Consider the following 23,433-nt stretch of genomic DNA (forward strand, 5'->3'; position numbering starts at 1 on the left):
CACATGTCCGAATGCGGCAACCTGCCTGCTACTTGACGATGACGATGCTGGTGTTGGCTGGACCGAAGGTCTCGACGAGCTGGTAGAAATCGGCGGCATTGTCCGGATGCAGCCGTACGCAGCCATGCGAGGCCGGCTGGCCGAGACGCTTGATGGCATAGGTGGCGTGAACCGCGTAGCCGCCGCTGAAGAAGACCGAATGCGGCATCGGCGCGTTGTCGTACTTCTTCGAATACCACATCTCATGCATGCGCGTCGGCTTGAACGAGCCGGTCGGCGTGACATGCGCCCTGTCCCCGGTGGAAACCTTCCAGGCGAACGTCGGCCGGCCGTCGACCGAGACTTCCATGACCTGCTGCGACAGCGAAACGCGCGCCACGATGCTGTTGGCGGCATGAGCGGCGTTGGCGCCGAACAGAAGCGCGCTGCCCATGAGCGCCGCGGCGGTGATGTTGATGAGTTTTGCGGAAATGGTGGTGCGCATGACGTCCCTCTCTCTGCCGGCCGGCCGGCTCCAATTCGATGAGCGGCTTATCCATGCGGCATGTTTCGGCGAGATTTCGCGAAATGCTCGTTTGTGTTTCGAATTTGTTTCCTCTGGTTAACAAGCCGACCCGCATCGTCGGCATTGCCCGCACCCCAAATAAGGGATCGAGAACGACGCACATAGGTATTCGCCCCGAAACGAAGGTTCGAACTCCCGCCATATGAAAGGATCCAGGCCGGTTTCGAAACCAAACTGCAACAAAGCGCGGATTTGGCGGCATGATCCGGATACGGACCGGAGGCAAAAGTTGACGCAACGAAAACAGACGGCAACGACCATGGGAACGAAAACGAACACGCGGTCCTGGCTCTTCAGGATCAGCATCGCTGCGGCGGCCATCGGCGGCGTCGGCACCATTGCCGGCGGGCAAGTGGCGAAGCTGGCGGCGATGAGTTCGAGTGAGATTTCGACCCTGCACGTCGCTCTGTTTTGCGCCACGGTCTGGATCGTTTCCAGCCTGCGCATCGCCCGGTTGAAGGCCCTCTGGCGGGTTGGCCTTCGGCTGCTGGCATTGCGCGGCCCCTCCGGCAACTTGCTGCCGAGAGGACCGAAGGCCCGCGCCGCGACGGGGGGCTCCGTGGGCGGCGCGGGCACTTCGGGAGTTTCCTGAAGCGACCCGCGACACAATCATCTTTTTGGGGAATTCCGATCATGAAAACAAGATTCGCAGCTTCCGTGCTTTCCGCGCTGCTCTACGCGCAGGGCCTGCTCGGCTTTGCCGCTCTCGCCAGCGTGCTCCTCAAGGAGCGCGCCCACGCAAGCGAGTTCGCCGCCGGCGGCGACATGGCCTCGGGCCCGTCATTGCTGGTGGTGCGCTGAACCTGGCGGGCATCGGCGCGGAAATGGAAAGTCCGATGCTGATCAGGGGAACCAGCTGGAAAAGACAGCCGTCAGTCGGCGAACTGCCGTGGCGGATCGAACCTGTAGCCGGCGCCGCGTATGGTGGTGATGGTCTCGGTGTCGAGCTTGCGGCGCAGCCGCACGATGCGCGAGTCGATCGAGCGATCGAAGGCGTCGGCATTCTCCGCCGGCGCGGCGGCGATAATGTCGTCACGCGTCAGCACCTTGCGCGGGCTCGCCAGGAACAGCCTGAGCAGCGCCACCTGGCCGGGCGAGAGCTGCTCCTGCGTACCCGAGCGATGCATGACGATCGCCGATCTCAGATCGACGGTCGCGTTCTCCAGCACGATCAGTTCCTGGGTGCCCCTGCCGCGCCGCGAAAGCAGGCCGCCGACACGCGCGGCGAGTTCCCTGACATTGAGCGGACTTTCGACGACGTCGGCGGCGCCGAGTTCGAGCGCCAGCACCTTGTCGAGGAGATCGGCCGGCCGGCATATCAGGATGAAATCCGGTCCATACGCGCTTCCCCCGCCTTGGCCGCCATAACGCCTGAGCAGATCCCGCCCTTCCGCCTGGCTGAGGCTGTCGCCGACGACGACGACATCGATGCCTCCGCCCGCCAGCAGCGATTCCGCCTCCCAGGGCTGCCGCGCCTGGCGCACGTCATGACCGCGCCGCTCGAGATGGTCGGCAAGCTCGGTCGCCACGACGTCGGCGACTGAAACAAGCGCGATGACGGCTCGTGCGGCCATGTTTTCCAACCGTTCCCTGGCAACCGGATATGAGTGCTGGACATCATGTTTATACCCAATCTACTTTCCACTGAAAGTGGGAGCGAGAGCATCGTGCGGGCAAGAATTGTCATCGTCGAGGACGAGCCCGACCTGAGGGACGCGGTCGCCGAGTATCTCGGCGCCGCCGGCTATGACGTGGCGACCGCGGAAACCGCAGCCGCCGCGCGCAGCCTGATCGAGACGCAGCCCTTCCATCTGGCCATCCTCGACATCGCCATGCCGGGCGAGGATGGCCTGTCGCTCGGCCGCTGGCTGCGCTCGAAAATGCCGATCGGCATCATCTATGCGACCGCCGCCGGCACCGCGCTCGACCGCATCGTCGGGCTGGAGCTTGGCGCCGACGACTATATCGTCAAGCCGTATGAACTGCGCGAAGTGCTGGCCAGGGTGCGTAGCGTGCTGCGCCGTGTCCCGCAGCCGACGGAGCCGCAGGAAGGGAAAGCCAGGACCGACCGCCGCTCCGTCGCTTTCGGTTCCTTCCAGGCCGATCTCGACGGCAGGCTGGTCACCGGCGCCAACGGCACGGTGATCGACATGGCCAAGAGCGAGTTCGACGTGCTGGAGGTTTTCCTGACCCGCGCCAACCGGCTGCTGACCAGGGCCGCGATCTCCGAGGCGATCGGCTTCACCGAGGATCCGGAATCATCGCGCGCCGTCGATATCCGCATCATGCGGCTGCGCAAGAAGATCGAGACCGATCCGGCCAACCCGAAATTCCTGCGCACGGTGCGCGGCGAAGGCTATATCTTCTCGCTGCCGACCGGCGACGGCAACTGAGCGTCAGACCCAAAGGGTTTCCGCTCCGCAGCCGTTGCCAGCCGATCGAATTGACGTGACTCTGGAATGACGGCTGACAATGACGGGCGAGACGGCAAGCACGGATATGCAGGGCTTCAGGCAAGGCGCGGCCATGGCGGCCGTGCGTGTCGTGCGCCGGCTGCGCGAGGCCGGCGACTGGCAGCGCGAAATGGACGGCATACTGGAAACGCTGTGCGACGCCATGGAGTGCCAGCGCGGTATCCTGTTCCGCCTGCGCGAATTACCCGGCCAAGGTTTCGCCCAGTCGGTCGCCGCCTACTGGATCGACCCCGATTTCGGCGGCGAACTGGCCTCACCGACCGTCATCATGCAGTCGATCGTCAATTCGGATCCGCTGCTGGAGCGGCTGGCCGAGGATGAGCGACAGGGCAAGGTCTTCGCCGGGCACACGCGCGATCTCGAAGGGTTCCTGAGAGCCGATTTCGAAAAGCAGAACATCAAGTCGTTCCTGTCGGTATCCGTCTTCGCGCACGGCCATCTGTGGGGCACGCTCGCCGTCAATGATTGCGTCGAGGAGCGTGAATGGACCGACGAGGAAGAGGCGACGCTGCACATCATCGCGCTCGCCATCGGCGACGCCATCGAACACTCCCCCTCCGACGCCCACGCCAGCGAGGTGATCCGCCGCACCATGCTGCAGGCCTCGCTCGATGCCATCATCGTCATCGACGAGGCCGGGTCGATCATCGAATTCAATCCGGCCGCGGAAAAGATGTTCGGCTTCCAGCGCAGCGACATTCTCGGCAAGGACCTGCTCGACACCGTCGTTCCGGAATACTACCGCAAGGGTTATGCCTCGGGCGCCGACTACATGTCCGGCCGCGGAGCGCCGATGGTCGGCCAGCGGCTCGAGACGGTGACGCAGAATGCCGCCGGCGAGGTCTTCCCAATCGAGCTGACGGCGACCGAGATGCGGGTCGCCGACCGCCGGCTGATCTTCGGCTCCATCCGCGACTTGCGCGAGAGGCTGCGCGCCGAGGAGGAGATCAACCGGCAGCGCGAGAAGCTGCACCAGAACGAGAAGATGGCTGCGATGGGCTCGCTGCTCGCGGGCGTTTCGCACGAGCTCAACAACCCGCTGGCGGTTGTGGTCGCGCAATCGACGCTGCTGCATGAATTCGCCTCGGACCCGCAGACCAAGGTCCGTGCCGAAAAAGTGCGCGCCGCCGCCGAGCGCTGCGGGCGCATCGTCAAGAGCTTCCTGTCGATGGTCCGCCTCCATCCCGCGGCGCAGACCGAGACCGATCTCAACCAGGTGATCCGCGCCGCTCTCGAGGTGACCGCCTACGGCGCGCGCTCGAGCGGCATCATCATCGACACCGATTTCGCGCCGGGTCCCCTGCTGGCCATGGCCGACGCCGACCACGTGACGCAGGTGGCGGCCAATTTCCTCATCAACAGCCAGCATGCCCTGGCTGGCATCGCCGGCGACCGGCTGATCAAGGTGCGGAGCTTCCGCGGCGACCGGGGCAATCCCTGCTTCTCGGTCGAGGACAACGGGCCCGGCATTCCCGAAGCCATCCGTTCGCGCATTTTCGAATCCTATTTCACCACCAAGCCGGTCGGTGTGGGCACCGGGATCGGCCTGTCGATTTCGAAATCCATCATCGAGCGGCACAACGGCAATGTCTGGTTCGAGGAAGTGCAGCCGAGAGGCGCGCGTTTCGTCGTCCAGTTGCCGGCGATCTCGGCGGGCATCGCCGCCGCTGGCGAAAGCCAGCCACGATCGAGCGGCCTGCGCCATGCCCTGATCATCGATGACGAGCCTGACGTCGCCGGTTCCTTGTCCGACATTCTCGAATTGATGGGCATCAAGTCGCGGATCGCGCCAGTGTGGGAATCGAGCGCCGCCACCTTGAGCGGCCACATGCCGCCGGACATCGTCTTTTCGGATCTGCGCATGCCCGGCACATCAGGCATTTCGATCTACCGCGAACTGCTCGCCGAGCGCCCCGACCTGGCGCGGCGCTTCGTGCTGGTCACCGGCGACCTCATCGGCGCGAAGGCGGAAATCGAAGCCTTGCCGGCGCAGCAGCGGCCACAGATCCTCGAAAAACCGTTCAGCACGCTGGATGTGCGTAGCGTGCTTTCGACCATTGCCGAGCAGGCCGCGTTGAAAGCTTAAAAAGAGGCCCCCGGCCGACATCGCGGCGGGAGCCGAAGGGAGCGCTGGAGGACGCTCGGGGAGGTCAGGGCATGATCCCCAAACGCGAACCGGCTTTCGGGATCATGCCAGGCAAATCCAGAGACAGAAATCAGAAGATGTTGGGCGTGCTGGTCAGCGGCGCGGCGTTGGCGATCATCCGGATCGCGCGGGCCTTGTGCGTTCCGGACTGCTCGGCAATGGCGCGCAAGCAATCCACGCTCTCGGCGCCCCAGGCCTGCCCCTTGCAGGCGAAATCGATCGCGGGCATTGGCAGGCGCGCCGTCGTGGTCGTGGTCGGCGCCCCATCGACGATGTTGGCGGGCGGGTTCAACGAAGCGAAGGCTGGGCCGACCGTCGGCGTGAACGCCATGCCGGCGAAGGCGCAAGCAGCCAACGCCATGAACATTGCCATCGGGTGGTCGCTGGCACGCTGGCGAAGCGCCAGCTTCGGGCGGCAGTCAGCGCGCTCCGGAGCCTGATAGCGGTTGCTGCTGGTGATCTGGACTTTCGCATGCATCATCATCCCCTTCGTTGATTTTCTTTTTGCGATAAAACGAGTTTAATCGCGCTTTGTAACGGTGCAAAGGTGACGAGAACCCGGCAATGTAACGGGATTGAAACATCGATACGGGCAAAAACGGTCAGAATCCGGCATCGACTATCTAGAGTCGAGATGGCGGTTGCCCTGCCTGCACCGCAGGCGGCCGACGCGAACGGCAGGGCTTTTTCTTGCCAGCGGAATACTTGTCCGAGGGGCGCGATTTGCAGCGTGAACGGGCGACGGGTGGAGGTTATGGAACTCTGGCTAACACCCGGATTTTCCGGGGTTTTCAAAGTCCGCGGCGCAGCAAGATTCCGCTGGAACCGGGGCTGACATTTTCGACGCGAAACCTGCCAATTTCCACAAATCATTGCATTTCAACGCAAAATATGATTATATTGAATGCATATTCAATAAAAAGAAGAGACGTTTCATGAACCCGCACCTCCGTGACGTGGCAATCCCGAACGATTGGGACCGGCGGGGATTGCCAGGCTGGAGTTACCATTCCACCGCCCTTCTCGAACTGGAGAAGGAGCATGTCTTCCGCAATCATTGGCAGATCGCCGGGCATGTCTGCGACATACCTGGCGCTGGCGATTACCTCACCATGGATGTCATAGGCGAGCGCGCGCTGATCGTGCGCGGCAAGGACGGCGTCGTGCGCGGCTTCAACAACATGTGCCGCCACCGCGGCAGCCGCGTCGTGGCCGACAGCCAGGGCAATTGCAAGAACGCGCTGGTCTGCCCGTTCCATGGCTGGGTCTACAATCTCGACGGTACGCTGCGCGGCGCCGCCCGCCCGCGCTCCTTCCCCGATCTCGACAAGACCGAGTTCGGCTTGATGCCGCTCGATCTCGAAGTCTGGATGGGCTTCATCTTCATTCGCTTCCGCAATGGCGGGCCACAGCCTTCCGTCGCCGAACTGTTGAAGCCGATCGAACCCGAATTCGCGCATTACAAGGCCGCCGACATGGTGCCGTCCTGGGGTATCTGGACCCAGAAGACACCGGTCAACTGGAAGTCGGTGCGCGATGTCGACAATGAAGGCTATCATGTCGCCATGGCGCATCCGGCCCTGCAGGATCTCTACGGCGCCACCTATTTCGACGAGCCGTTCATCAACGGCGTCTCGCGCTCCTTCGCCACCTACAATCCGCATGCCGGCCGCCGCTGGAGCGTCAGGAACTACGTCAAGATCGCGCCGGAGCCGACGCACCTGCCGGACCACCTCAGGAAGGCCTGGGTCTATTACGGCATCTTCCCGAATGCCGTTCTGTCGGTGATGCCGGAATCGGTGCAGTTCTATCAGGAGTTTCCGCTGTCGACGGGTGAGACGCTGCTGCGTGGCGCCATCTATCGCTACCGCGACGAAAGTCGCGAGCAGGCAGCCGCCCGCTATCTCTCCTTCCGCATCGATCGTGACACCATGTCGGAAGATGTGCAGCTCTCGGTCTGGTCGAACGAATCCATGCTGTCCGAGGCCTTCGAGGGTTTCTACCTTTCCGACCTCGAATATGGCGTGCGCACCCACCACGACCATCTGCGCAAGCAGATTCCGGTGCTCGGCCTGGAAACAGCGCCGGAAGAAAAGGACATGTGGAACCTGAACGACGCGCTGCGGTCACGAGGGTAAGAACGCTGGTAATTGGCGAAGCCGCCGATGATAGCGCCCCTCTCCCCGTCTCTATACGGGAGAGGAGCCGGTCCACCCTCCGCAGCTGCAGCGCAGCTGCTGCGGAGGACGGGCAGGCAGGCAGGCAGGTGAGGGGCAGCGCCGGCTTGCGAGATTAGAAAATCATCTTGGAAGCAGATAACATGGCCAACCAGCAAGGCTGGCGCCGCCCCTCATCCGCCCTCCGGGCACCTTCTCCCCGTGAAACGGGGAGAAGGAGGAAACTCACCCCCGCCACACGCCCTCTTTCCTAAGATCATCCATGGTGCGCGAAATGCCTTCGCGCAAGATGCCGACCATGTCGTCGATCTGCTCTCGTGTAATGATCAGTGGCGGCGACATCACGCACATGTTGATCAGTGGCCGCACCAGCAGGCCAAGTTCGTGGCAGTGTGCATCGATGCGTTTGCCGACATCCTTGTCGAGCTGCAGTGGATCCCTGCTTTCGCGGTCGGCGACGCATTCGACGCAGCCCATCAGCCCCACGCCGCGCACTTCGCCGACCAGCGGCAGCTCTTCCAGCGTCTTCAGCTGCGCCTGGAAATAGGGCGCGACCTCGAGCGTATGGGCAAGCACGCTTTCCTCCAGCAGGTCGAGATTTTTCAGCGCCACCGCACAGCCGACGGGGTGGCTGGTGTAGGTCAGGCCATGGCCGAACATCGCATCGGGATGGTTGGAACGGCGCAATTCCTCCAGCAGCCGCTCGGAAATGATGACGCCGCCAAGCGGGAAATAGCCTGAGGTGACGCCCTTGGCGAAGGTGATCATGTCGGGGTCGATGCCGAACACGTCGCCCGAGGCAAAGACGTGGCCCAGGCGTCCAAAGCCCGTCACCACTTCGTCGGAGATATAGAGGATATCATTGTCGCGGCAGATCTCGCGGATGCGCCTGAGGTAGCCGTCGGGCGGAATGATGACGCCACCGGATGCTTGTATGGGTTCGCCGACGAACGCGCCTATTCTGTCGGCGCCGACGCGCGCGACCGTGTCGCGGAACTGGTCGACGAGGAGATCGGTGAAGGCGGCAAGGCTCATGCCTTGCGGGCGCCGGAACGGGTCGGGCGAGGAGAGCTTGACCACCAGTTCGTCGGCGCCGTCCATCCAGTCGCGGTCGCGCGGACGGCCATTGAGCGAGGCCGACAGATAGGTCGAGCCGTGATAGGCGCCGCCGCGGCTCAGGATCAGCTTCTTTTCCGGCCGGCCCCGCACATTGTTGTAGAACTGCATGAAACGCAGCGCCGTCTCGACGGCCGAGGAACCGCCGGTGGTGTAGAAGACGTGGCTGAGGTCGCCAGGCGCATGGCCGGCGATGCGTCTGGCTAGCTCCGCCGACGGCGCGTTCATCGTGTACCAGGGCGTGTTGTAGGACAGCGCCATCGCCTGGTCGTACATCACCCTGGCGAGTTCCTCGCGACGGTGGCCGACATTGACGCACCACATGCCGGCAGGCCCATCGATCAGCCGCTTGCCCGTGCTGTCGGTAATGTAGATGCCATCGCCCTCGCCGATCAGCGCGCGTGCCTCGGTGCCGACGGAACCGGCATAAGGCCAAGGCTGGATGAGATGACGCTTGGCCAGTTCGACCGCATCGTCGTCGCCAGGGCCAGCCGTTTCGCGTGCCTTCAGATCTCTCACAGCCGCCATCGTCGTCTCCACATCATTCCATCGAATTTGTCCGGGCATCAATCTGGTTCGCCCCGGCGAAAATCGTCGCCCTGCTCACACGATTTTGAATGTCCGTTCAATCAATATTACAGAATTAGCGCTTGATTTCAATCCGCGGATGCGCGCATGATGAAAGAAAGCCGGCAAGGGGAACGATAGCCGGCGCCAGTCCGATGGGATGCCGTATGGCGGGACAGTCTAGGCCAGCAACCGAGATCGCACCCGGAACCCTGCCACGCGGCGTGCTCCAATGACGGTGGCTGCGGAAGGGTCGCCCCCGTTGCGCATGACGCGGGCCAGACGAAATGCCCTTCTGCAATCAGAGCCCGTACAGGGCTTTGCCCTGATCAGCCCGACCTTCCTCTACGCGCTCATCCTGCTGGTCCTGCCGATCCTGGTGGTCATCGCCCACTCCTTCTGGACGCAGCACTACCTGACCATCGACCGCACTTTCACGCTGGAAAACTACCGCGTCGCGCTGACCGAGCCGATCTACCGCGATCTCCTGTGGCGCTCGCTCTGCATCTCGCTGACGGTCAGCCTGTTCACCGTCGTCCTCGCCTACCCGATCGCCTACTTCATTTCCTTCCATGGCGGCCGTCACAAGAGCCTGTGGCTGTTCCTCATCACCATCCCGTTCTGGACCAGCTATCTCCTGCGCGTGATGTCGTGGAAGGTCATCCTGGGCTATAACGGAGTCTTGAATTCCGGCCTGATGGGCCTGGGCATCATCGACGAACCGTCGACAGCCCTGCTCTACAATTCGAGCGCCGTCATCATCACCCTCACCCATGCCTGGGCGGCCTTCGCCATCCTGCCGATCTTCGTGTCCCTGGAGAAGGTCGACCGCACGCTGGTCGAAGCGGCCACCGACCTTGGCGATGGTCCCTTGCGCTCGTTCCTGCGCGTGACCTTGCCGCTGTCGGCGCCGGGCGTCATTTCCGCGGCGCTGATCGTCATGATCCCGACGGTCGGCGACTATGTCACGCCAAAGCTCGTCGGCGGCAAGGACGGCGTCATGATCGCCAACGCCATCCAGGCGCAGTTCGGCAAGGCCGCCAACTGGCCGCTCGGTGCCGCACTTTCCGTCACCACCATGCTGATCGTCTCCCTGATGGCCGGCGCCACGGTGCTGGTCATCCGCACCTTGCAAAGGATGGCGCGATGAGGGCGCGGCGCTTCCCGCCAGGCGGCTGGCTGTCGGCCTATGCGTTCCTCTACATCGTCTTCCTCTATCTGCCCGTCATCTTCCTGCCGATCTTCTCGATCAACACGGCGGCGACGCCGAAATTCCCGCTGACCGGCTTCACCTTGCAATGGTACGAGGACCTGCCGCGCACGCCGGCGCTGCTCGACGCCGCCTGGAACAGCCTGATCGTCGGCGTCTCGGCGGCCATCCTCTCCACCGTGCTCGGCATCCTCGCCGCCCGCTCGATCACCCGCTACCGCTATCCCGGCCGCCGCGCCATCAACGGTCTGATCATGGCCCCGCTTGTGCTACCCGAAGTCATCGTTGCCATCTCCATGCTGCTGGTGATGCTGCAGCTCGGCTTGAGCCTGTCGCTGTTCACTGTCGTGCTCGGCCACGTCCTGATCTGCATTCCCTATTCGATGACGGTGCTGACTTCCGGATTCGAAGGATTCGACCGCAGTCTGGAAGAAGCGTCCGCCGACCTCGGCGAGAGCGCCTTCGGCACTTTCCGGCGCGTGACGCTGCCGATGGTGGCGCCGGCGATCATCTCCAGCCTGCTGGTCTGCTTCACCATCTCTCTGGACGAATTCATCATCGCCTTCTTCCTGACCGGCACTGAGGCGACGCTACCGATCTACATCTGGGGCCAGTTGCGCTTCGCGTCGAAACTGCCCGGCGTGCTGGCGCTGGGCACGCTGCTGCTGGTTGCCTCATTCCTGCTGATGACAATCGCCGAAATCCTGCGTCGCCGCGCGGCCAGACGCACCCAAAACGAGGGAGGCCTCTATGCCTGAGCAGCCGCGGATCGAGCGCCCTCACGTGGACAGGATCCAATCCGAAAGACCGATGATCGAGATCCGCAACGTCACGCGCAGCTACGGAGCGTTCAAGGCACTCGACGACGCCTCCCTGACCATCAGGGAAGGCGAGTTCTTCTCGCTGCTCGGCCCGTCCGGCTGCGGCAAGACCACGCTTTTGCGCATGATCGCCGGCTTCGACAATCCGACCAGCGGTTCGATCGCGGTCGGCGGCCAGCCCATGGAAGGCATCGCGGCGAACCGCCGGCCGACCAACATGGTGTTCCAGAGCTACGCGATCTTCCCGCACCTCAATGTCGAGCAAAACGTCGCCTACGGGCTGAAGCGGCTGAAGCTGCAGGGCGGCGAGGAGAAGCGCCGGGTTGAGGAAGCACTGGCGCAGGTCTCGCTCATCGGCCTCGGCAAGCGGCTTGCCACCGAGCTTTCCGGCGGCCAACGCCAGCGTGTCGCGCTTGCCCGCGCCCTGGTGATGCGGCCAAAAGTTCTGCTGCTCGACGAGCCGCTGTCGGCGCTTGACAAGAAGCTGCGTGAGCAGATGCAGGTCGAGTTGCGCCGCCTGCAGCAGGCGGTCGGCATCACCTTCGTATTGGTCACCCACGACCAGTACGAAGCGCTCGCCATGTCCGACCGCATCGCCGTGATGTTCGGCGGCAAGATTGCCCAGGTCGCCTCCCCCAAGGAGATCTACCAACGCCCGGTCGACCGGCAGGTCGCCGACTTCCTTGGCGGCATGAATTTCGTCAAGGCAGAGATCGTCGAGGAGAACGGCGCCACGCTGATCGTCGACACGCTGGGTTTCGGCCGCATCAAGACCGACAAGCCCAAGGCTTTCGTGCGCAACGGCGGCGGCGCGACGCTCGGCATCAGGCCTGAGCGGCTGCGCGTGCTATGGGACAATGCGACAGCCAAATTCGAGGTCGCCGGCAAGGTGGTCGAGCGCCACTATTTCGGCGAGATCACCCATCTGATCGTCGAGATCCCCGGCCTGGAGAAGCCGCTGTCGGTGACAGAGACCAACGATTTCGGCGCCGACGATATCCCGGTCGGCACTCCGATCCGCCTCGCCTATGACCCGGAAGCCCTGGTCGCGATGGCCGACTAAACATCGGCGATGATCCTGCGCGCCGCGATGCGTCCGGCCACGATCGCGCCTTCGACATAGCCCGGGAATGACGGCGACAATTCCGACGAGGCGAAATGCACCGGCGGCGCACCGGCAAGAATGGTGCGCTCGGCATCCCTCGCCGTCACATCGACGATCAGGTCGCTATAGGCACCGCCGCTCCAGCCGTCATGCGTCCAGTCGCGGCGGTTGAAATCGAGGCTATCCGCCGCTTCCGGACCGAGCGCCTCCACAAGCCTCGTCGTCACCTGCGCCCGGAGATCCGCCTCGCCGAGTTCGTGCCAGCGCAGCGCCAGCGGCCCGCCAACGAAGACGACAAGCGCCGCATGATCGGAATCCCTGCTGGCGTCACAGGCAAACAGCCCCGGCAGGTCCCGCCACATCACCATTCCGCTCAAATCCCGCTCGCGCCAGAACGGCTTGGGATAGCGCACCAGGATCTTGATCACCGCGCCGCTTTCCCAGGCGCCGAGCGCCGTTTCCAGGGCTGCCGGCAAAGCGGGCGTAAAATCGAGCTTCGCGGCTGTCGCCGGCGGCACGGCGACCAGAACTTCGCGCGCTTCGATCACGCCATTGCTCGAGACGACACGAACCCCTGGCGGACCGCATTCGATGCGGGTGACCGGTTCACCAAGCCTCACCCGGCCGCCGAGGTCCTCGGCCAGATCATCGGCCACCGACTGCATGGTCTCGCGCAGGGAATATTGCAGCTCCGGCACCTCGTTGGTGATGCGCCGGTCATTGTCGATCAGATACCAGAGTGGCACCTTTTCCAACGCCAGGCACCACAGGCCTTCGATCATCGACCGGAAGACCGTCTTTGCCTCGCCCGCGTCATCCTGCCTCTCCAGCCACTCGGCAACGGTCAATCCCGCAATGGCAGGATCGTAGGGCTCGATCCTGTTCATGCGTTCGCGGATTGCCATCGAGGCGTGATAGGTCCGCTCGGCCCGGCCGACCGACATTGACGGGTAGGTGATGAAATCACCCTCGACGTAAGTCTCGACGAAGGTCTTGCCGCGAGCCCGCGCCAGTTCCATCAGCTGCGGCATGTCCTCGCACAGGAACTGGCCACCGCTGTCGATGCGCTCGCCAAGCCCGTTTCGCTTGGCCTCGACGCGGCCGCCGACACGATCGCGGGCTTCCACCACCACGAAATCTACGCCGGCGCGCTTCAATTCAATCGCGGCCGACAGACCGGTGAAGCCGGCCCCGACGATGACGACGTCGGTCCTTTCGGTCTTGTCGTTCAATAGCCAGCCTTGATCTTCTCGAACTCGTCGATCATGCGCTTCTTCAGCTCCGGCGGTACCGGCTGCTGGAACAGGGTCTTGTCGAGGAACTTGTCGAGATTGTCGAAGCCGCGGTCGGCCAGCACCTTGTGGTCGATATCAGCCATCCCGGCGCCATTGCCGTGGCCGTAGCCGAAGGTCTTGACCAAATAGTCCGACACGCCGGGCGCATTGACGGCGCTGAGGAAATCATAGGCTTCGTCGAGCTTGCCTGGCGCATCCTTCATCAGCACATAGCCGCACACCCAGGTTGAAATCCCTTCCTTGGTCTCGCGGTTCATGGCGATCGGCAGGCCCTGTCCCTTCAGCGTCACGAAGGTCTCGTTCCAGCCCCAGACGAGATCGACCTCGTTGCCGATAAAGGCCTGATTGAGGTCGGTGTCGTCGGTCCAGTAGAAACGGATGTTCTTGTGCACGTCGCGCAGGAAAGCGGAAGCCTGCTTGAACTGGTCGTCGGTCATCCTGGTCCAGTCCTTGAGACCGATGACCAGGCTCGCCAGCGCATAAGCGTCGTCGACATTGTCGCCGACGGTGACGCGGCCCTTGAACCGCGGATCGGCGAAAATCCTGAGCGACTGTGCCTGATCGGCCGTCACCTTGTCGGTACGGTAGAGCAGCGAGGTGTTTCCCCAGTCGAATGGCATGAACCAGGCCTTGCCGTCGGCGGTGACCGCGAGATCCTTCATCGCCATGATCCCGGGATTGAGGTCCTTCCAGCCGGCGATCCTGGATGTGTCGAGCGGCTGCAGCATGCCGGCCTCGCGCCACTTCACCACGCTTTGCGAGCAGGGGTGCGCGATATCGGCTTTGAAGCCCGCCCGCATCTTCTCGAAGGCCTCATCCTCGTCGCCGAAGAAGGCGAAGGTCGGCTCGGCGCCGTATTTGGTCGTGTAGGCCGGGTGCAGCAGCGGATCCTCATAGCCCGACCAGTCGAACACGACGAGGTCGCCGCCGCCTTCGGCGAGCGCGTAAACCGCGCCGGCGCCGAGCGTGCAGGCGGTGGCGATGACAAGGTGGCGAAGCACGGAATTCATGGCGCGAAAACTCCCCCATCGCGAAAGATGTCGGGAGCGAGGTTAGGCAAATTCAAGCGCTTTGGCGAGCCCACCCGCCGCCGCCGGCGCACGGACGGGCTCGGCAGGCAAAGGCCTAATAGCCCGCTTTGATCTTCTCGAACTCGGCGATCATCTTGAGCTTGAGATCGGACGGCAGCGGCTGCTGGAACAGCGTCTTGTCGACGAATTTCTGCACGTCGTCATAGCCCTTTTCCTTCAGGACGGCCTGATCGACGCCGGCCATGCCCTTGGCGTTGGCCTGGCCGTAGCCCCAATCCTTGACCAGGATCTTGGCGATCTCCGGCTCGTTGACTGCATTGAGATAATCATAGGCCTTGTCGATGTTGCCGGGTGCGTCCTTGAACAGCACATAGCCGCAGACCCAGGTCGAGATGCCTTCCGCCGTGTCCTTCTTCGACTTGATCGGCACGCCGGCCGCGACCGACTGCACGGTCGCATCGTTCCAGGCCCAGGCGAGATCGACTTCGCCGCCGCTCAGAAGCTGGACGACGTCGGTGGTGTCGGTCCAGTAGGAGCGGACATTCTTGTGCACCTGGCGCAGGAAGTCGGACGCCTGCTTGAACTGGTCGTCCGTCATCTTGGTCCAGTCCTTCAGGCCGATGGCGAGGCTCGCCAGCGCATAGGCATCGTCGACATTGTCGCCGATCGATACCCTGCCCTTGAACTTCGGATCGGTGAACGCTTTCAGCGACTGCACGTCCTTCTCGTCGATCTTGGAGGAATTGTAGGTGAGCTGCGTGTTGCCCCAGTCCCAGGGCATGAACCAGGCTTTTCCGTCATCGGTCGTGGCGAGATTTTTCATCGCCATGATGCCGGGATTGAGGTCCTTCCAGCCCGTGATCCTGGAGGTGTCCAGCGGCTGCAGCAGGCCAGCCTCGCGCCACTTCGTCACGCTCTGCGAGCAGGGATGGCCAAGGTCGGCCTTGAAGCCGGAACGGACCTTCTCGAACGCCTCGTCCTCGTCACCGAAGAAGGCGAAGGTCGGCGAATCGCCGTTCTTCTCGACATATTTCGGGTGGAAGCCCGGGGCCTCATACCCGGACCAGTCGAACACGATCAGGTCCTTGTCGGCGGCGATCGCCAGTGCGGAGGCGGAAGCTACCAGTGCACCAGTCAGCGCGAGCGTCAGCGTCAGGCGTCTTGTCAGTGTCTTCATTGCTGTTCCATCCTCTGCGGTTTTCTTATGGCTTCGTCTTTTCTTATGATTTTGTTGGCCCGGCCGCCTTCCGCGGGTAGTGCTTCGGGAAAGCCGCCGACAGGAATTCGTTCGCCGCCTGCAAAGAGGTCTCGCGGGTCGTGTTCTCGGTCCCCATCATCAGCCGCAGCCAAAGCCCTTCCAGCATGGCGCTAAGCGCCAATGCCATGACCTGCGGCTCATAGCCGTAGCCGCCGCTCTGCTTGAGCGTCGCGCAGAGTTCGATGAAGATGTCCTGATAGACAATATCGCGGGCGCTGCTCAACGCCTGGTAGGTCGGCCGCGACTTGGCCTCGCCCCAGAAGGCGCACCAGGCGGCAAGCTTGCGCTTGTTGCAGATCGAGCGGTCGAAATCGGCCGCGACTAGCGCCTGAAGCTGGTCGGCAGGATCATCGCCTGCCTTCTGCAGGGCATTTCGCCAATGGGCCGAGTATTCGTCATACATGTATTGCAAGGTCGCGATGAGCAGCTTTTCCTTGCTCTCGAAATGGAAGTTGACGATGCCGCGCGACAGGCCGGCGCCATCGGCGACATCGGCCATCGTCGTTTCCGAATAGCCGCGCTTGGCCAGCGAATCGATCGTCGCCTCGATGAGCTGAAGCTGCCTGACCTCCTTCGAGGCCTTGCGCCCGCGCTTGTCGGATTCGGCTTTCCGCGCCGATTCAAGGAGCGCGTCCCTGGCGTCTGCCGTTTTCATGCGTGTGATGGTCTCCAGCATCGCCGGCTATCCCTCTGCATCCGGCTTCCACCCGCGAAGATGAGTGGGACGGTGCTCGCCACTGTCAAGCACCTTCTGCATGGCTTCCCAGGTTCGAATGTTCTTGTCGACATAGGCCGCGCCCACCACCGCGGCAGCGGCCGGATAGAGCGGTCCCTTCAGCCTTTCGAGCTCCCCGCGCGCGACCTCGCGGTACCAGGGATTGCGGTCCCTGGCGCTGACATCGGCGAAACCCGCCCGGCGCATGGCCATGATGTAACGTGACGGCGAGGCCATGGCGAACGACAGCCCCTCGGCGGCGACATACGCCTTCATCTCGGCCGACGGTTCGCCGTCATGCGAGATCATCCAGTTGGAGGCGGCAAAGACCCCGCCCGGTTTCAGCACGCGGAAAATCTCGGCGAACAAGGCGTCCTTGTCACGTACATGCAACAGCGCGTCCTTGGAAAAGACGACATCGAAGGAGCGATCGGTAAAGGGCAGCGGCCCCGGCGGCCCTTGGATGAAGCTCGTCCTCTCCGCCAGCGCACGCGCCGTGGCACGCTGTCTGGCCGCCACGATCACCGGGTGTTCGACATCAAAACCGGTGGCATGGGCAGCGCCATGCCGTTCGACCAGATGCAGCGCGATGCCGCCGGTGCCACAGCCGATATCGAGGACGGTCTTGCCCTTGAGAGAAAGACCCTCGACCACCCGGTCGACCTCTTCAGGCCCGCCCGGCGACAGGTAGCCATCGCCCCACAGCGCTTCGAGGAAGCGGATGGCAGTGTCGTCATATTCCGGCTCGGCTTCCACCGTTTCGATCATCAGCCCTCGGCCCCAATCGACGAATGCCTGTTTCGAACGCCGGCAAAGCGTAACCCAAGTTCAAAAAAACGCAATATCATTTGTTGAACATTCATTCAGTGCGGGTGGACAGAACGGCTGGTGTCATGCCAAATTCCACGCATTCGGGAACAGATCACGCAAAAATGAAAAGCGGATCGCCTAAGCAATTCCAGGAAAAGTGTGAGCGGTTTTCCGTCCGGAATTGCGCAAAACAGGGAAGACTGAGCCAAAATGAAAGCTTGGGATGCGGTCATCATCGGCGGAGGACACAACGGCCTGGTCAACGCCTGTTACCTGCAGCGCGCCGGTCTCGACGTGCTGGTGGTGGAGAAGAACGACTGGGTCGGCGGTGCCGCCACCAGTCGTGAGCTGACGCCGGGCTTCCTCTATTCCAACTGCTCGTATGTTTGCTCGCTGTTCCGCCCCGAGATCATGCGCGATCTCGAGCTGCCGCGCTTCGGCCTGCAGGTGATTTCCTATGAGGGCGGCGCGGTGTTCACCCGCGACGGCGACTATCTCGCCAACTACCGCGACCACGACGGGCACCGGCGCGAATTCGCCCGCTTCTCCAAAAAGGATGCCGAGGCCTATGACCGTTACTCTCGCGACGTGACGCGGCAGTGCCGCTTCATCCAGCCACTGTTGATGCGCACCGCGCCCGACCCCACCAGTCTCAAGCCGCGCGACCTTGGCGAGCTGCTCTATCTCGGCAAGAAATTCGCTGGTCTCTCCGCCGAGGAAATGGCGCTGACGTTGCGCTTCTGGACCATGTCGATCTCGGAATTCCTCGACGAATATTTCGAGACCGACGTCATCAAGGCGAATTTCGCGCTGTCCGGCATCATCGGCACGGCACTCGGGCCGATGTCGCCAGGCACGGCTTACGTCCTGCTCCACCACTATATGGGCGAGGTCGACGGTTCGGTCGGCGCCTGGGGCTATGCGCGTGGCGGCATGGGCGCCGTCGCCAGGGCGCTGGCAGCCTCCTTCAAGGCGTCCGGCGGCACGATCCGCACCAGCGCTGAGGTCGACCATGTGCTGGTGAGCCGTGGCAAGGCCAAAGGCGTCGTTCTGGCCGGCGGCGAGGAAATCTACGGCAAGCTCGTCGTCTCCAATGCCGACGTGAAACGCACCTTCCTGAAGCTGGTCGAGGAGAAAGAGCTGCCCGACATCTTCCTGCGCCGGGTCAAGAATTTCAAGATCCGTGGCTCCTCAGGCAAGGTCAACATCGCACTCGATTCGCTGCCGGAATTCCCGGCGCTACCAAAGGATTCGCCGGTCTATCGCGGCGACATGCATTTCACCGATTCGGTGGAGCGCATGGAGCGCGCCTATGACGACTGGAAGGCCGGCCGCTGGTCCGCCGATCCGTTCCTCGACATGGTCATCCCGACGACGCTCGACCCGACCATGGCGCCGCCGGGGAAACATTTCATGAGTTGCTTCGTGCAGTACGCGCCGCCCAAGATCGCGGGTCGCGAGTGGACAGACGCTGATCGCGACGGTTTTGCTGAAAGCGTGATCGCGCAGATATCAGAATACTCACCGGGTTTCCGCGACCGCATCGTCCACATGGAGGTGCGCACGCCGCGCGAAATCGAGGCCGAGGTCGGCCTCACCGAAGGCAACATTTTCCAGGGCGAACTCACCTTCGACCAGCTGCTGTTCAACCGCCCGGTGCCGGGCTATGCGCAGTATCGTTCACCGCTCGGTGGCCTCTACATGTGCGGCTCCTCGACCCATCCCGGCGGCGGTGTCATGGGTGCGCCCGGACGCAACGCCGCGGCTGAAATCCTGCGCGATCTCGCAAAATCCACCTCGCATATGAGCCCGGCCCATGACGTCATTTGATGCCCCAAAATGGGATGTGCTTGTCATTGGCGGCGGCCACAACGGGCTTGTCGCCGCGGCCACGCTGGCGAAGGCCGGCCGCAAGACGCTGGTGCTGGAAGCCGGAGCCGAACTCGGCGGCGCCGCGCGCACCGAGGAATTCGCGCCCGGCTTTCGCATCTCGTCGATCGCGCATGTGCTGAACCGGCTGCATCCCGATGTGATGAAGACGCTGGAGCTGGAAAAACACGGGCTGCAAATCGCTCGCACCGACTTCATCCCGTCGGTCGCATTGTCGAAAGATGGACCGCCACTTGTCCTGCATGGCGCCTATGGCGAGGTGCTCACCGGCGCCAGTTCGTCGCAACAGTCCGCCTGGAAGGAATTGCGCGCGCAACTGCTGCGCTATGCAGGCATCCTGAAACCCTTCCTCTCTCGACGCCCGCCTGATCTCGGCGGCATGTCGCTGTTCGAAGGCGCGGCACTTGGCCAGACCGCGCTGGCGCTGAAGAAGCTCGGCAAGGAAGACATGCGCGACTTCCTGCGCGTGCTTTTGATGAACGTCGCCGACCTGCTTGACGAGCAGCTTACCGACGACAGGCTGAAGGGCCTGCTCGCCTTCGACGCAACCCTCGGCAGCCATCTTGGCCCGCGCTCGCCGACCTCGCTGCTCGGCCTCTATTACCGTCTGGCTGGAGAGATCGGCGGTGCGGCCGGAGCGCAGATACTCCCGCAGGGCGGCATGGGCACGGTGGTCGCCGCCATCCGCGATGCTGCCGAAAGGGCTGGCGTCACGATCCGCACATCGGTGCCCGTCGCAAGAATCATTGTCGAGAAGGGCCGCGCCGTCGGCGTCGTCCTCGACAATGGCGAGGAGCTTCGTGCCAGGACGATCGTCTCCGCCATCAACCCGGCGACCACCTTCCTCGATCTTGTCGGACCGCGCGCGATCGACACCGGCTTCATGCGCAAGGTCAGAAATATCCGCATGAAGGGCGATGCCGCCAAGCTCCATTTGGCGCTCGACCGGCCGCCGCAATTTGTCGGCGTCCATGCCGCCGGCAATAAGGGCCGGCTCGTCATTGCGCCCTCCCCCGACCATGTCGAGCGCGCCTTCAATCCATCCAAATATGGCGCGTTCTCGCGCGAGCCGGTGATGGAGATCACCCTGCCCAGCCTTGCAGACCCGTCGCTGGCGCCAGGCGGCGCCTGCGTGCTGTCGGCGGTGGTGCAATACGCGCCCTATGCATTGAAGGAAGGCTGGGATGCCGGCAAGTCGAAATTCCTCGAGGCAATCATGGCTCAGTTGGAAGCCTACGCGGCTGGCATCGGCAAGACGGTGGTTCACGCCGAACTGCTCACCCCTGCCGACATCGAGAAGCGCTACCGCATGCCGGGCGGTCATTGGCACCATGGTGAATTGCAGGCCGATCAGATGCTGATCTCGCGCCCCGTCTCCGGCTGGTCGGGTTACGACACGCCGCTCGACGGGCTGTTCCTGGCCAGCGCCGGTTCGCATCCCGGCGGTGGTGTTTCGGGTGCGCCCGGCTTGAACGCCGCGCGGCGCATCATCGCGATGAAAGGGTGACGTGATGCTTCAGCTTACCGACACCGCATTCTCCGGCGAAGGAACGCTGCCATGACCGGTCAGCTCGACAACGCGGCCCGCACCCTGGCGCAATCCCACTTCCGCACGCTGCGCCTTGGGACGCCGTTCCAGCCGCGCCTCGATGCGCTGGCCAAGACCCAGGACTGGTACAATTGGGCCGGCTACCGCGCGCCGCATTCGCTTTGGGACGAGGAGCTGGAATATTTCGCCATCCGCAGCCAGGCAGCACTGTTCGACATCTCGCCGATGACCAAATACCGGATCGAGGGACCGGACGCCGAAGCCTTCCTCGACCGCGTCACCTTGCGCGATGTCACGAGGCTCAGGCCCGGCCGCATTCATTACACCGCGTGGTGTGACGACGAAGGTTTTGTGCTGGACGACGGCACGCTGTTCCGTCTCTCGCCGACCCGCTTTCGGCTGTGTTCGCAGGAACGGCATCTGCCGTGGCTGCTGGACAGTGCCCTTGGTTTCGACGTCATTGTCGAGGAAGAGACCGAGGCCGTCGCCGGGCTCGCCCTGCAGGGCCCAACCTCCTTCGCAGTGCTGCGCGATGCCGGTTTCGCCGGTGTCGAGAAGCTGAAAATATTCGACCTTGCGGAGTTCCCGCATGACGGCGGCACGGTCATCATTTCACGCACCGGCTTTACCGGCGATCTCGGTTACGAGCTGTTCGTTCCGGCCGATAAGGCGCTGAGCCTGTGGGATCGGCTGATGGCGGCAGGCGAACTGCGCGGCATCCGCGCCATCGGCTATACCGCGCTCAACCGCGCCCGGCTCGAGGCCGGGCTGATTGTCGCCAATGCCGATTTCACCACCGCCGAACACGCCATCCGCGCCGACCGCCCACGCATGCCCGACGAGATCGGGCTCGGCTTCATGATAGATCTGGAGAAGGAGCATTTCAACGGCCGTCGCGCCATCCTCGAAGCAAGGGCGAAACGCAAGCTGCGCCATGTGCTGGTCGGGCTGGAGATCGAGGGCAACATCCCCGCCGAACACGCGATCGTCTACTACAGGAAGAGCCAGGAGGTCGGCCTGGTCAGCGCCGCCATGTGGTCGCCGATGGCCAAGCGCAACATCGCCATCGCCTCGCTGGCGCGGCCCTATGGTGATATTGTCGTGGAGGACCTCTGGGTCGAGATCTACGCCATGCGCGAGCTGCAGTACCAGAAGCTGATGAAACGGGCCAAGGTCGTGGCGCGACCCTTCATAAAGCTCGACCGCCGCACCGCCAACCCGCCGGCGGACTTCTGAGCATGACCGACGAAGCGGACAAGCAGCAGGAAGATGGCGAAGCCGCCGAACAGTGGGAACTGGTCAACACGCCGCTCGGCGAGAAATGGTCGGGCCGCACGCGTTATGCCGCCGCCATGTTCTTCTACAAGCAGCACGAGATGAGCGCGGAGACGCTCGAGGTTTATCGCATCTGCGCGCGGCTCGATGCGGAAAACCCGTTGCCGATCATCAGGGATCGCGGCGTCGGCAAGGATTGGCTGAAACGCATGGGCTTCGAATAAGCCACTTTAGACCGGTTCAGCGATTGGTGGAATCGCTGAACCGGTCTAACTCTTTGTTTTACGCAATTCCGGACGGAAAACCGCTACGCACTTTTCCTGGAACTGCACTAACCTATCGTTCTTTCCAGCATGCTCAGCCAGTTGCGGTAGGCGATCTTTTCGATCAGCGCGCGGCCGAAACCGCGCGCCGCCAGCGCATCGATGAGCTTCGGCAGGCCGGCGACGTCACCGATGACGGCCGGGATCATGGCGCCGTCGAAATCCGAGCCGAGACCGACGCCATCCTCGCCCAAGGCCTGCAGCAGGGAATCGATATGGCGCACCATGATGTCGAGGCTGGTGTCGGCATTCATGCGGCCGTCCTCGCGCAGGAAGCCGGTGGCGAAGTTGAGGCCGACCATGCCGCCGGTTTCGCGGATCGCCCCGAGCTGCCAGTCGGTCAGATTGCGCGAGTGGCCGCAGATCGCATGCACGTTGGAGTGGGTGGCGACCAGCGGCGCATCGCTGAGCGCTGCGACATCGCGAAAGCCCTTCTCGTTGAGATGCGAGAGGTCGATCATGATCTTCAGTTCATTGCAGGCCTTGACCAGCGCCTTGCCGGCATCGGTCAGGCCAGGTCCGGTGTCGGGCGAGGACGGAAAGCGGAACGGCACGCCATTGCCGAACGCATTCGGCCGGCTCCAGACGATGCCGAGCGAACGCAGGCCCGCGGCATGCAGAACGTCGAGCATGGTGAGTTCGGGATCGATCGCCTCGACGCCCTCGATGTGGAAGACCGCGGCAATCGTGCCCTGTGCCATGGCATTGCGCACATCGCCGGCACTGCGGCAGATCGCCAATGCGCCGGCGCGCTCCAGCCGAAACAGGATGGACGCCATGGCGATCGTCGAGTTGAGCGCATCGGCGCGCGGAACCTCGGGCGGCAGTGGCTCGCTGTCGCTCGGCGCCGAAGGCACGGCGCTACGCCGCGCTTTCTCGACCGGCGGCGGGAAGATGGCGAACATGCCGCCGGCGAAACCTCCGGCCCTGGCGCGCTGCAGATCGATGTGGCCGCCCGATTTCCCTTCGATGAACAGCTTTTCGACGTCGCTGTCCTTGGACTGATAGAGCCTCAGCAGCGTATCATTGTGGCCGTCGAAGACGGGGACGAGGTCGGATTCGGTCATCGGGGGGTCATTCGGTTCGTTCATCGGCGCGGGAGCGAT

Annotated in this window: 23 protein-coding genes; 12 read left to right on the forward strand and 11 right to left on the reverse strand. The window is 63.3% G+C overall.

The window, feature by feature from the left end:
* Positions 1–28: 28 nt before the first annotated feature.
* Positions 29–484: a L,D-transpeptidase gene (locus LB536_RS09290; RefSeq protein WP_140754467.1), complete on the reverse strand. Its 456-nt coding sequence runs from the start codon at positions 482–484 to the stop codon at positions 29–31.
* Between the two features lie 340 nt (positions 485–824).
* On the opposite strand from LB536_RS09290, the gene LB536_RS09295 reads away from it, so the two are divergent.
* Positions 825–1,157 (forward strand): hypothetical protein, encoded by a 333-nt coding sequence (locus tag LB536_RS09295; RefSeq protein ID WP_140754469.1) that lies wholly within the window; start codon positions 825–827, stop codon positions 1,155–1,157.
* A gap of 41 nt (positions 1,158–1,198) precedes the next feature.
* Positions 1,199–1,366, forward strand: coding sequence for a hypothetical protein (locus LB536_RS09300; protein ID WP_140754471.1), 168 nt, complete (start codon positions 1,199–1,201; stop codon positions 1,364–1,366).
* 71 nt (positions 1,367–1,437) lie between these two features.
* Here LB536_RS09300 and LB536_RS09305 read toward each other — a convergent pair whose 3' ends face one another.
* Positions 1,438–2,139, reverse strand: a complete 702-nt coding sequence (locus LB536_RS09305; protein ID WP_224591307.1) for a response regulator transcription factor — start codon at positions 2,137–2,139, stop codon at positions 1,438–1,440.
* A 45-nt stretch (positions 2,140–2,184) separates the two neighbouring features.
* On the opposite strand from LB536_RS09305, the gene LB536_RS09310 reads away from it, so the two are divergent.
* Both LB536_RS09310 and LB536_RS09315 read left to right on the forward strand, forming a co-directional pair.
* Positions 2,185–2,958: a response regulator gene (locus LB536_RS09310; RefSeq protein WP_181178208.1), complete on the forward strand. Its 774-nt coding sequence runs from the start codon at positions 2,185–2,187 to the stop codon at positions 2,956–2,958.
* 79 nt (positions 2,959–3,037) lie between these two features.
* On the forward strand, positions 3,038–5,125 hold the full coding sequence (locus tag LB536_RS09315; protein WP_224591309.1) for a PAS domain S-box protein: 2,088 nt from the start codon (positions 3,038–3,040) through the stop codon (positions 5,123–5,125).
* A 130-nt stretch (positions 5,126–5,255) separates the two neighbouring features.
* On the opposite strand, the gene LB536_RS09320 is transcribed toward LB536_RS09315, so the two are convergent.
* Both LB536_RS09320 and LB536_RS09325 read right to left on the reverse strand, forming a co-directional pair.
* Positions 5,256–5,663, reverse strand: coding sequence for a hypothetical protein (locus tag LB536_RS09320; RefSeq protein WP_224591311.1), 408 nt, complete (start codon positions 5,661–5,663; stop codon positions 5,256–5,258).
* Positions 5,664–5,665: 2 nt separating this feature from the next.
* Positions 5,666–5,980: a hypothetical protein gene (locus LB536_RS09325; RefSeq protein WP_224591312.1), complete on the reverse strand. Its 315-nt coding sequence runs from the start codon at positions 5,978–5,980 to the stop codon at positions 5,666–5,668.
* A 140-nt stretch (positions 5,981–6,120) separates the two neighbouring features.
* Between LB536_RS09325 and LB536_RS09330 the strand changes: the two genes are divergently transcribed.
* Entirely contained in the window at positions 6,121–7,323 is a 1,203-nt protein-coding gene (locus LB536_RS09330; RefSeq protein WP_140809597.1) for an aromatic ring-hydroxylating oxygenase subunit alpha, read from the forward strand.
* Positions 7,324–7,587: 264 nt separating this feature from the next.
* On the opposite strand, the gene LB536_RS09335 is transcribed toward LB536_RS09330, so the two are convergent.
* On the reverse strand, positions 7,588–9,006 hold the full coding sequence (locus tag LB536_RS09335) for an aminotransferase (RefSeq protein ID WP_224591314.1): 1,419 nt from the start codon (positions 9,004–9,006) through the stop codon (positions 7,588–7,590).
* Positions 9,007–9,277: 271 nt separating this feature from the next.
* Here LB536_RS09335 and LB536_RS09340 point away from each other — a divergent pair, with 271 nt between their 5' ends.
* The 3 genes from LB536_RS09340 to LB536_RS09350 are packed head-to-tail and all read left to right on the forward strand — an operon-like array spanning position 9,278 to position 12,139.
* The gene (locus LB536_RS09340; RefSeq protein WP_224591316.1) at positions 9,278–10,195 is read left to right on the forward strand and encodes an ABC transporter permease; all 918 of its coding nucleotides are present in this window, start codon (positions 9,278–9,280) and stop codon (positions 10,193–10,195) included.
* A complete protein-coding gene (locus tag LB536_RS09345; protein ID WP_224591318.1) occupies positions 10,192–11,013 on the forward strand; it encodes an ABC transporter permease in 822 nt (273 codons plus the stop codon). The genes LB536_RS09340 and LB536_RS09345 overlap by 4 nt, the downstream gene beginning before the upstream one ends.
* Before the next feature lie 52 nt (positions 11,014–11,065).
* On the forward strand, positions 11,066–12,139 hold the full coding sequence (locus LB536_RS09350; protein WP_224591320.1) for an ABC transporter ATP-binding protein: 1,074 nt from the start codon (positions 11,066–11,068) through the stop codon (positions 12,137–12,139).
* Here the strand turns inward: LB536_RS09350 and LB536_RS09355 are convergent.
* The 5 genes from LB536_RS09355 to LB536_RS09375 form a co-directional block, all read right to left on the reverse strand.
* Entirely contained in the window at positions 12,136–13,413 is a 1,278-nt protein-coding gene (locus LB536_RS09355; RefSeq protein ID WP_224591322.1) for a flavin monoamine oxidase family protein, read from the reverse strand. The two genes, LB536_RS09350 and LB536_RS09355, sit on opposite strands and share 4 nt — an antisense overlap.
* Entirely contained in the window at positions 13,410–14,486 is a 1,077-nt protein-coding gene (locus LB536_RS09360; RefSeq protein WP_224591324.1) for an extracellular solute-binding protein, read from the reverse strand. The genes LB536_RS09355 and LB536_RS09360 overlap by 4 nt, the downstream gene beginning before the upstream one ends.
* Before the next feature lie 115 nt (positions 14,487–14,601).
* A complete protein-coding gene (locus LB536_RS09365; RefSeq protein ID WP_224591326.1) occupies positions 14,602–15,684 on the reverse strand; it encodes an ABC transporter substrate-binding protein in 1,083 nt (360 codons plus the stop codon).
* Positions 15,685–15,727: 43 nt separating this feature from the next.
* A complete protein-coding gene (gene betI, locus LB536_RS09370; RefSeq protein WP_224591328.1) occupies positions 15,728–16,441 on the reverse strand; it encodes a transcriptional regulator BetI in 714 nt (237 codons plus the stop codon).
* Positions 16,442–16,447: 6 nt separating this feature from the next.
* Complete coding sequence (locus LB536_RS09375; protein ID WP_224591330.1) at positions 16,448–17,248, reverse strand: methyltransferase domain-containing protein; 801 nt, start codon at positions 17,246–17,248, stop codon at positions 16,448–16,450.
* A gap of 252 nt (positions 17,249–17,500) precedes the next feature.
* On the opposite strand from LB536_RS09375, the gene LB536_RS09380 reads away from it, so the two are divergent.
* Genes LB536_RS09380 through LB536_RS09395 form a run of 4 tightly spaced genes read left to right on the forward strand, consistent with a single transcriptional unit; the run spans position 17,501 to position 22,228 of the window.
* Positions 17,501–19,120 (forward strand): phytoene desaturase family protein, encoded by a 1,620-nt coding sequence (locus tag LB536_RS09380; RefSeq protein ID WP_224591332.1) that lies wholly within the window; start codon positions 17,501–17,503, stop codon positions 19,118–19,120.
* On the forward strand, positions 19,107–20,687 hold the full coding sequence (locus tag LB536_RS09385; protein WP_224591334.1) for a phytoene desaturase family protein: 1,581 nt from the start codon (positions 19,107–19,109) through the stop codon (positions 20,685–20,687). Before LB536_RS09380 ends, LB536_RS09385 begins: the two co-directional genes overlap by 14 nt.
* A gap of 51 nt (positions 20,688–20,738) precedes the next feature.
* Positions 20,739–21,965 (forward strand): aminomethyltransferase family protein, encoded by a 1,227-nt coding sequence (locus LB536_RS09390; RefSeq protein WP_224591336.1) that lies wholly within the window; start codon positions 20,739–20,741, stop codon positions 21,963–21,965.
* Positions 21,966–21,967: 2 nt separating this feature from the next.
* Entirely contained in the window at positions 21,968–22,228 is a 261-nt protein-coding gene (locus LB536_RS09395) for a hypothetical protein (protein ID WP_140754503.1), read from the forward strand.
* Positions 22,229–22,335: 107 nt separating this feature from the next.
* Here the strand turns inward: LB536_RS09395 and LB536_RS09400 are convergent, their stop codons facing one another.
* Complete coding sequence (locus LB536_RS09400; protein WP_224591338.1) at positions 22,336–23,394, reverse strand: dipeptidase; 1,059 nt, start codon at positions 23,392–23,394, stop codon at positions 22,336–22,338.
* Between the last annotated feature and the right edge of the window lie 39 nt (positions 23,395–23,433).

This window comes from Mesorhizobium sp. ES1-3 (genome assembly GCF_020164795.1).
Taxonomy (GTDB): domain Bacteria; phylum Pseudomonadota; class Alphaproteobacteria; order Rhizobiales; family Rhizobiaceae; genus Mesorhizobium.

Bases quoted from the DNA above. Each gene is read 5' to 3' on its own strand.
- LB536_RS09290 (WP_140754467.1), bottom strand. From the start codon at position 484: ATGCGCACCACCATTTCCGCAAAACTCATCAACATCACCGCCGCGGCG.
- LB536_RS09295 (WP_140754469.1), top strand. From the start codon at position 825: ATGGGAACGAAAACGAACACGCGGTCCTGGCTCTTCAGGATCAGCATC.
- LB536_RS09300 (WP_140754471.1), top strand. From the start codon at position 1,199: ATGAAAACAAGATTCGCAGCTTCCGTGCTTTCCGCGCTGCTCTACGCG.
- LB536_RS09305 (WP_224591307.1), bottom strand. From the start codon at position 2,139: ATGGCCGCACGAGCCGTCATCGCGCTTGTTTCAGTCGCCGACGTCGTG.
- LB536_RS09310 (WP_181178208.1), top strand. From the start codon at position 2,185: ATGTTTATACCCAATCTACTTTCCACTGAAAGTGGGAGCGAGAGCATC.
- LB536_RS09315 (WP_224591309.1), top strand. From the start codon at position 3,038: ATGACGGGCGAGACGGCAAGCACGGATATGCAGGGCTTCAGGCAAGGC.
- LB536_RS09320 (WP_224591311.1), bottom strand. From the start codon at position 5,663: ATGCATGCGAAAGTCCAGATCACCAGCAGCAACCGCTATCAGGCTCCG.
- LB536_RS09330 (WP_140809597.1), top strand. From the start codon at position 6,121: ATGAACCCGCACCTCCGTGACGTGGCAATCCCGAACGATTGGGACCGG.
- LB536_RS09335 (WP_224591314.1), bottom strand. From the start codon at position 9,006: ATGGCGGCTGTGAGAGATCTGAAGGCACGCGAAACGGCTGGCCCTGGC.
- LB536_RS09340 (WP_224591316.1), top strand. From the start codon at position 9,278: ATGACGGTGGCTGCGGAAGGGTCGCCCCCGTTGCGCATGACGCGGGCC.
- LB536_RS09345 (WP_224591318.1), top strand. From the start codon at position 10,192: ATGAGGGCGCGGCGCTTCCCGCCAGGCGGCTGGCTGTCGGCCTATGCG.
- LB536_RS09350 (WP_224591320.1), top strand. From the start codon at position 11,066: ATGATCGAGATCCGCAACGTCACGCGCAGCTACGGAGCGTTCAAGGCA.
- LB536_RS09360 (WP_224591324.1), bottom strand. From the start codon at position 14,486: ATGAATTCCGTGCTTCGCCACCTTGTCATCGCCACCGCCTGCACGCTC.
- LB536_RS09365 (WP_224591326.1), bottom strand. From the start codon at position 15,684: ATGAAGACACTGACAAGACGCCTGACGCTGACGCTCGCGCTGACTGGT.
- betI (WP_224591328.1), bottom strand. From the start codon at position 16,441: ATGCTGGAGACCATCACACGCATGAAAACGGCAGACGCCAGGGACGCG.
- LB536_RS09375 (WP_224591330.1), bottom strand. From the start codon at position 17,248: ATGATCGAAACGGTGGAAGCCGAGCCGGAATATGACGACACTGCCATC.
- LB536_RS09380 (WP_224591332.1), top strand. From the start codon at position 17,501: ATGAAAGCTTGGGATGCGGTCATCATCGGCGGAGGACACAACGGCCTG.
- LB536_RS09385 (WP_224591334.1), top strand. From the start codon at position 19,107: ATGACGTCATTTGATGCCCCAAAATGGGATGTGCTTGTCATTGGCGGC.
- LB536_RS09390 (WP_224591336.1), top strand. From the start codon at position 20,739: ATGACCGGTCAGCTCGACAACGCGGCCCGCACCCTGGCGCAATCCCAC.
- LB536_RS09395 (WP_140754503.1), top strand. From the start codon at position 21,968: ATGACCGACGAAGCGGACAAGCAGCAGGAAGATGGCGAAGCCGCCGAA.
- LB536_RS09400 (WP_224591338.1), bottom strand. From the start codon at position 23,394: ATGACCGAATCCGACCTCGTCCCCGTCTTCGACGGCCACAATGATACG.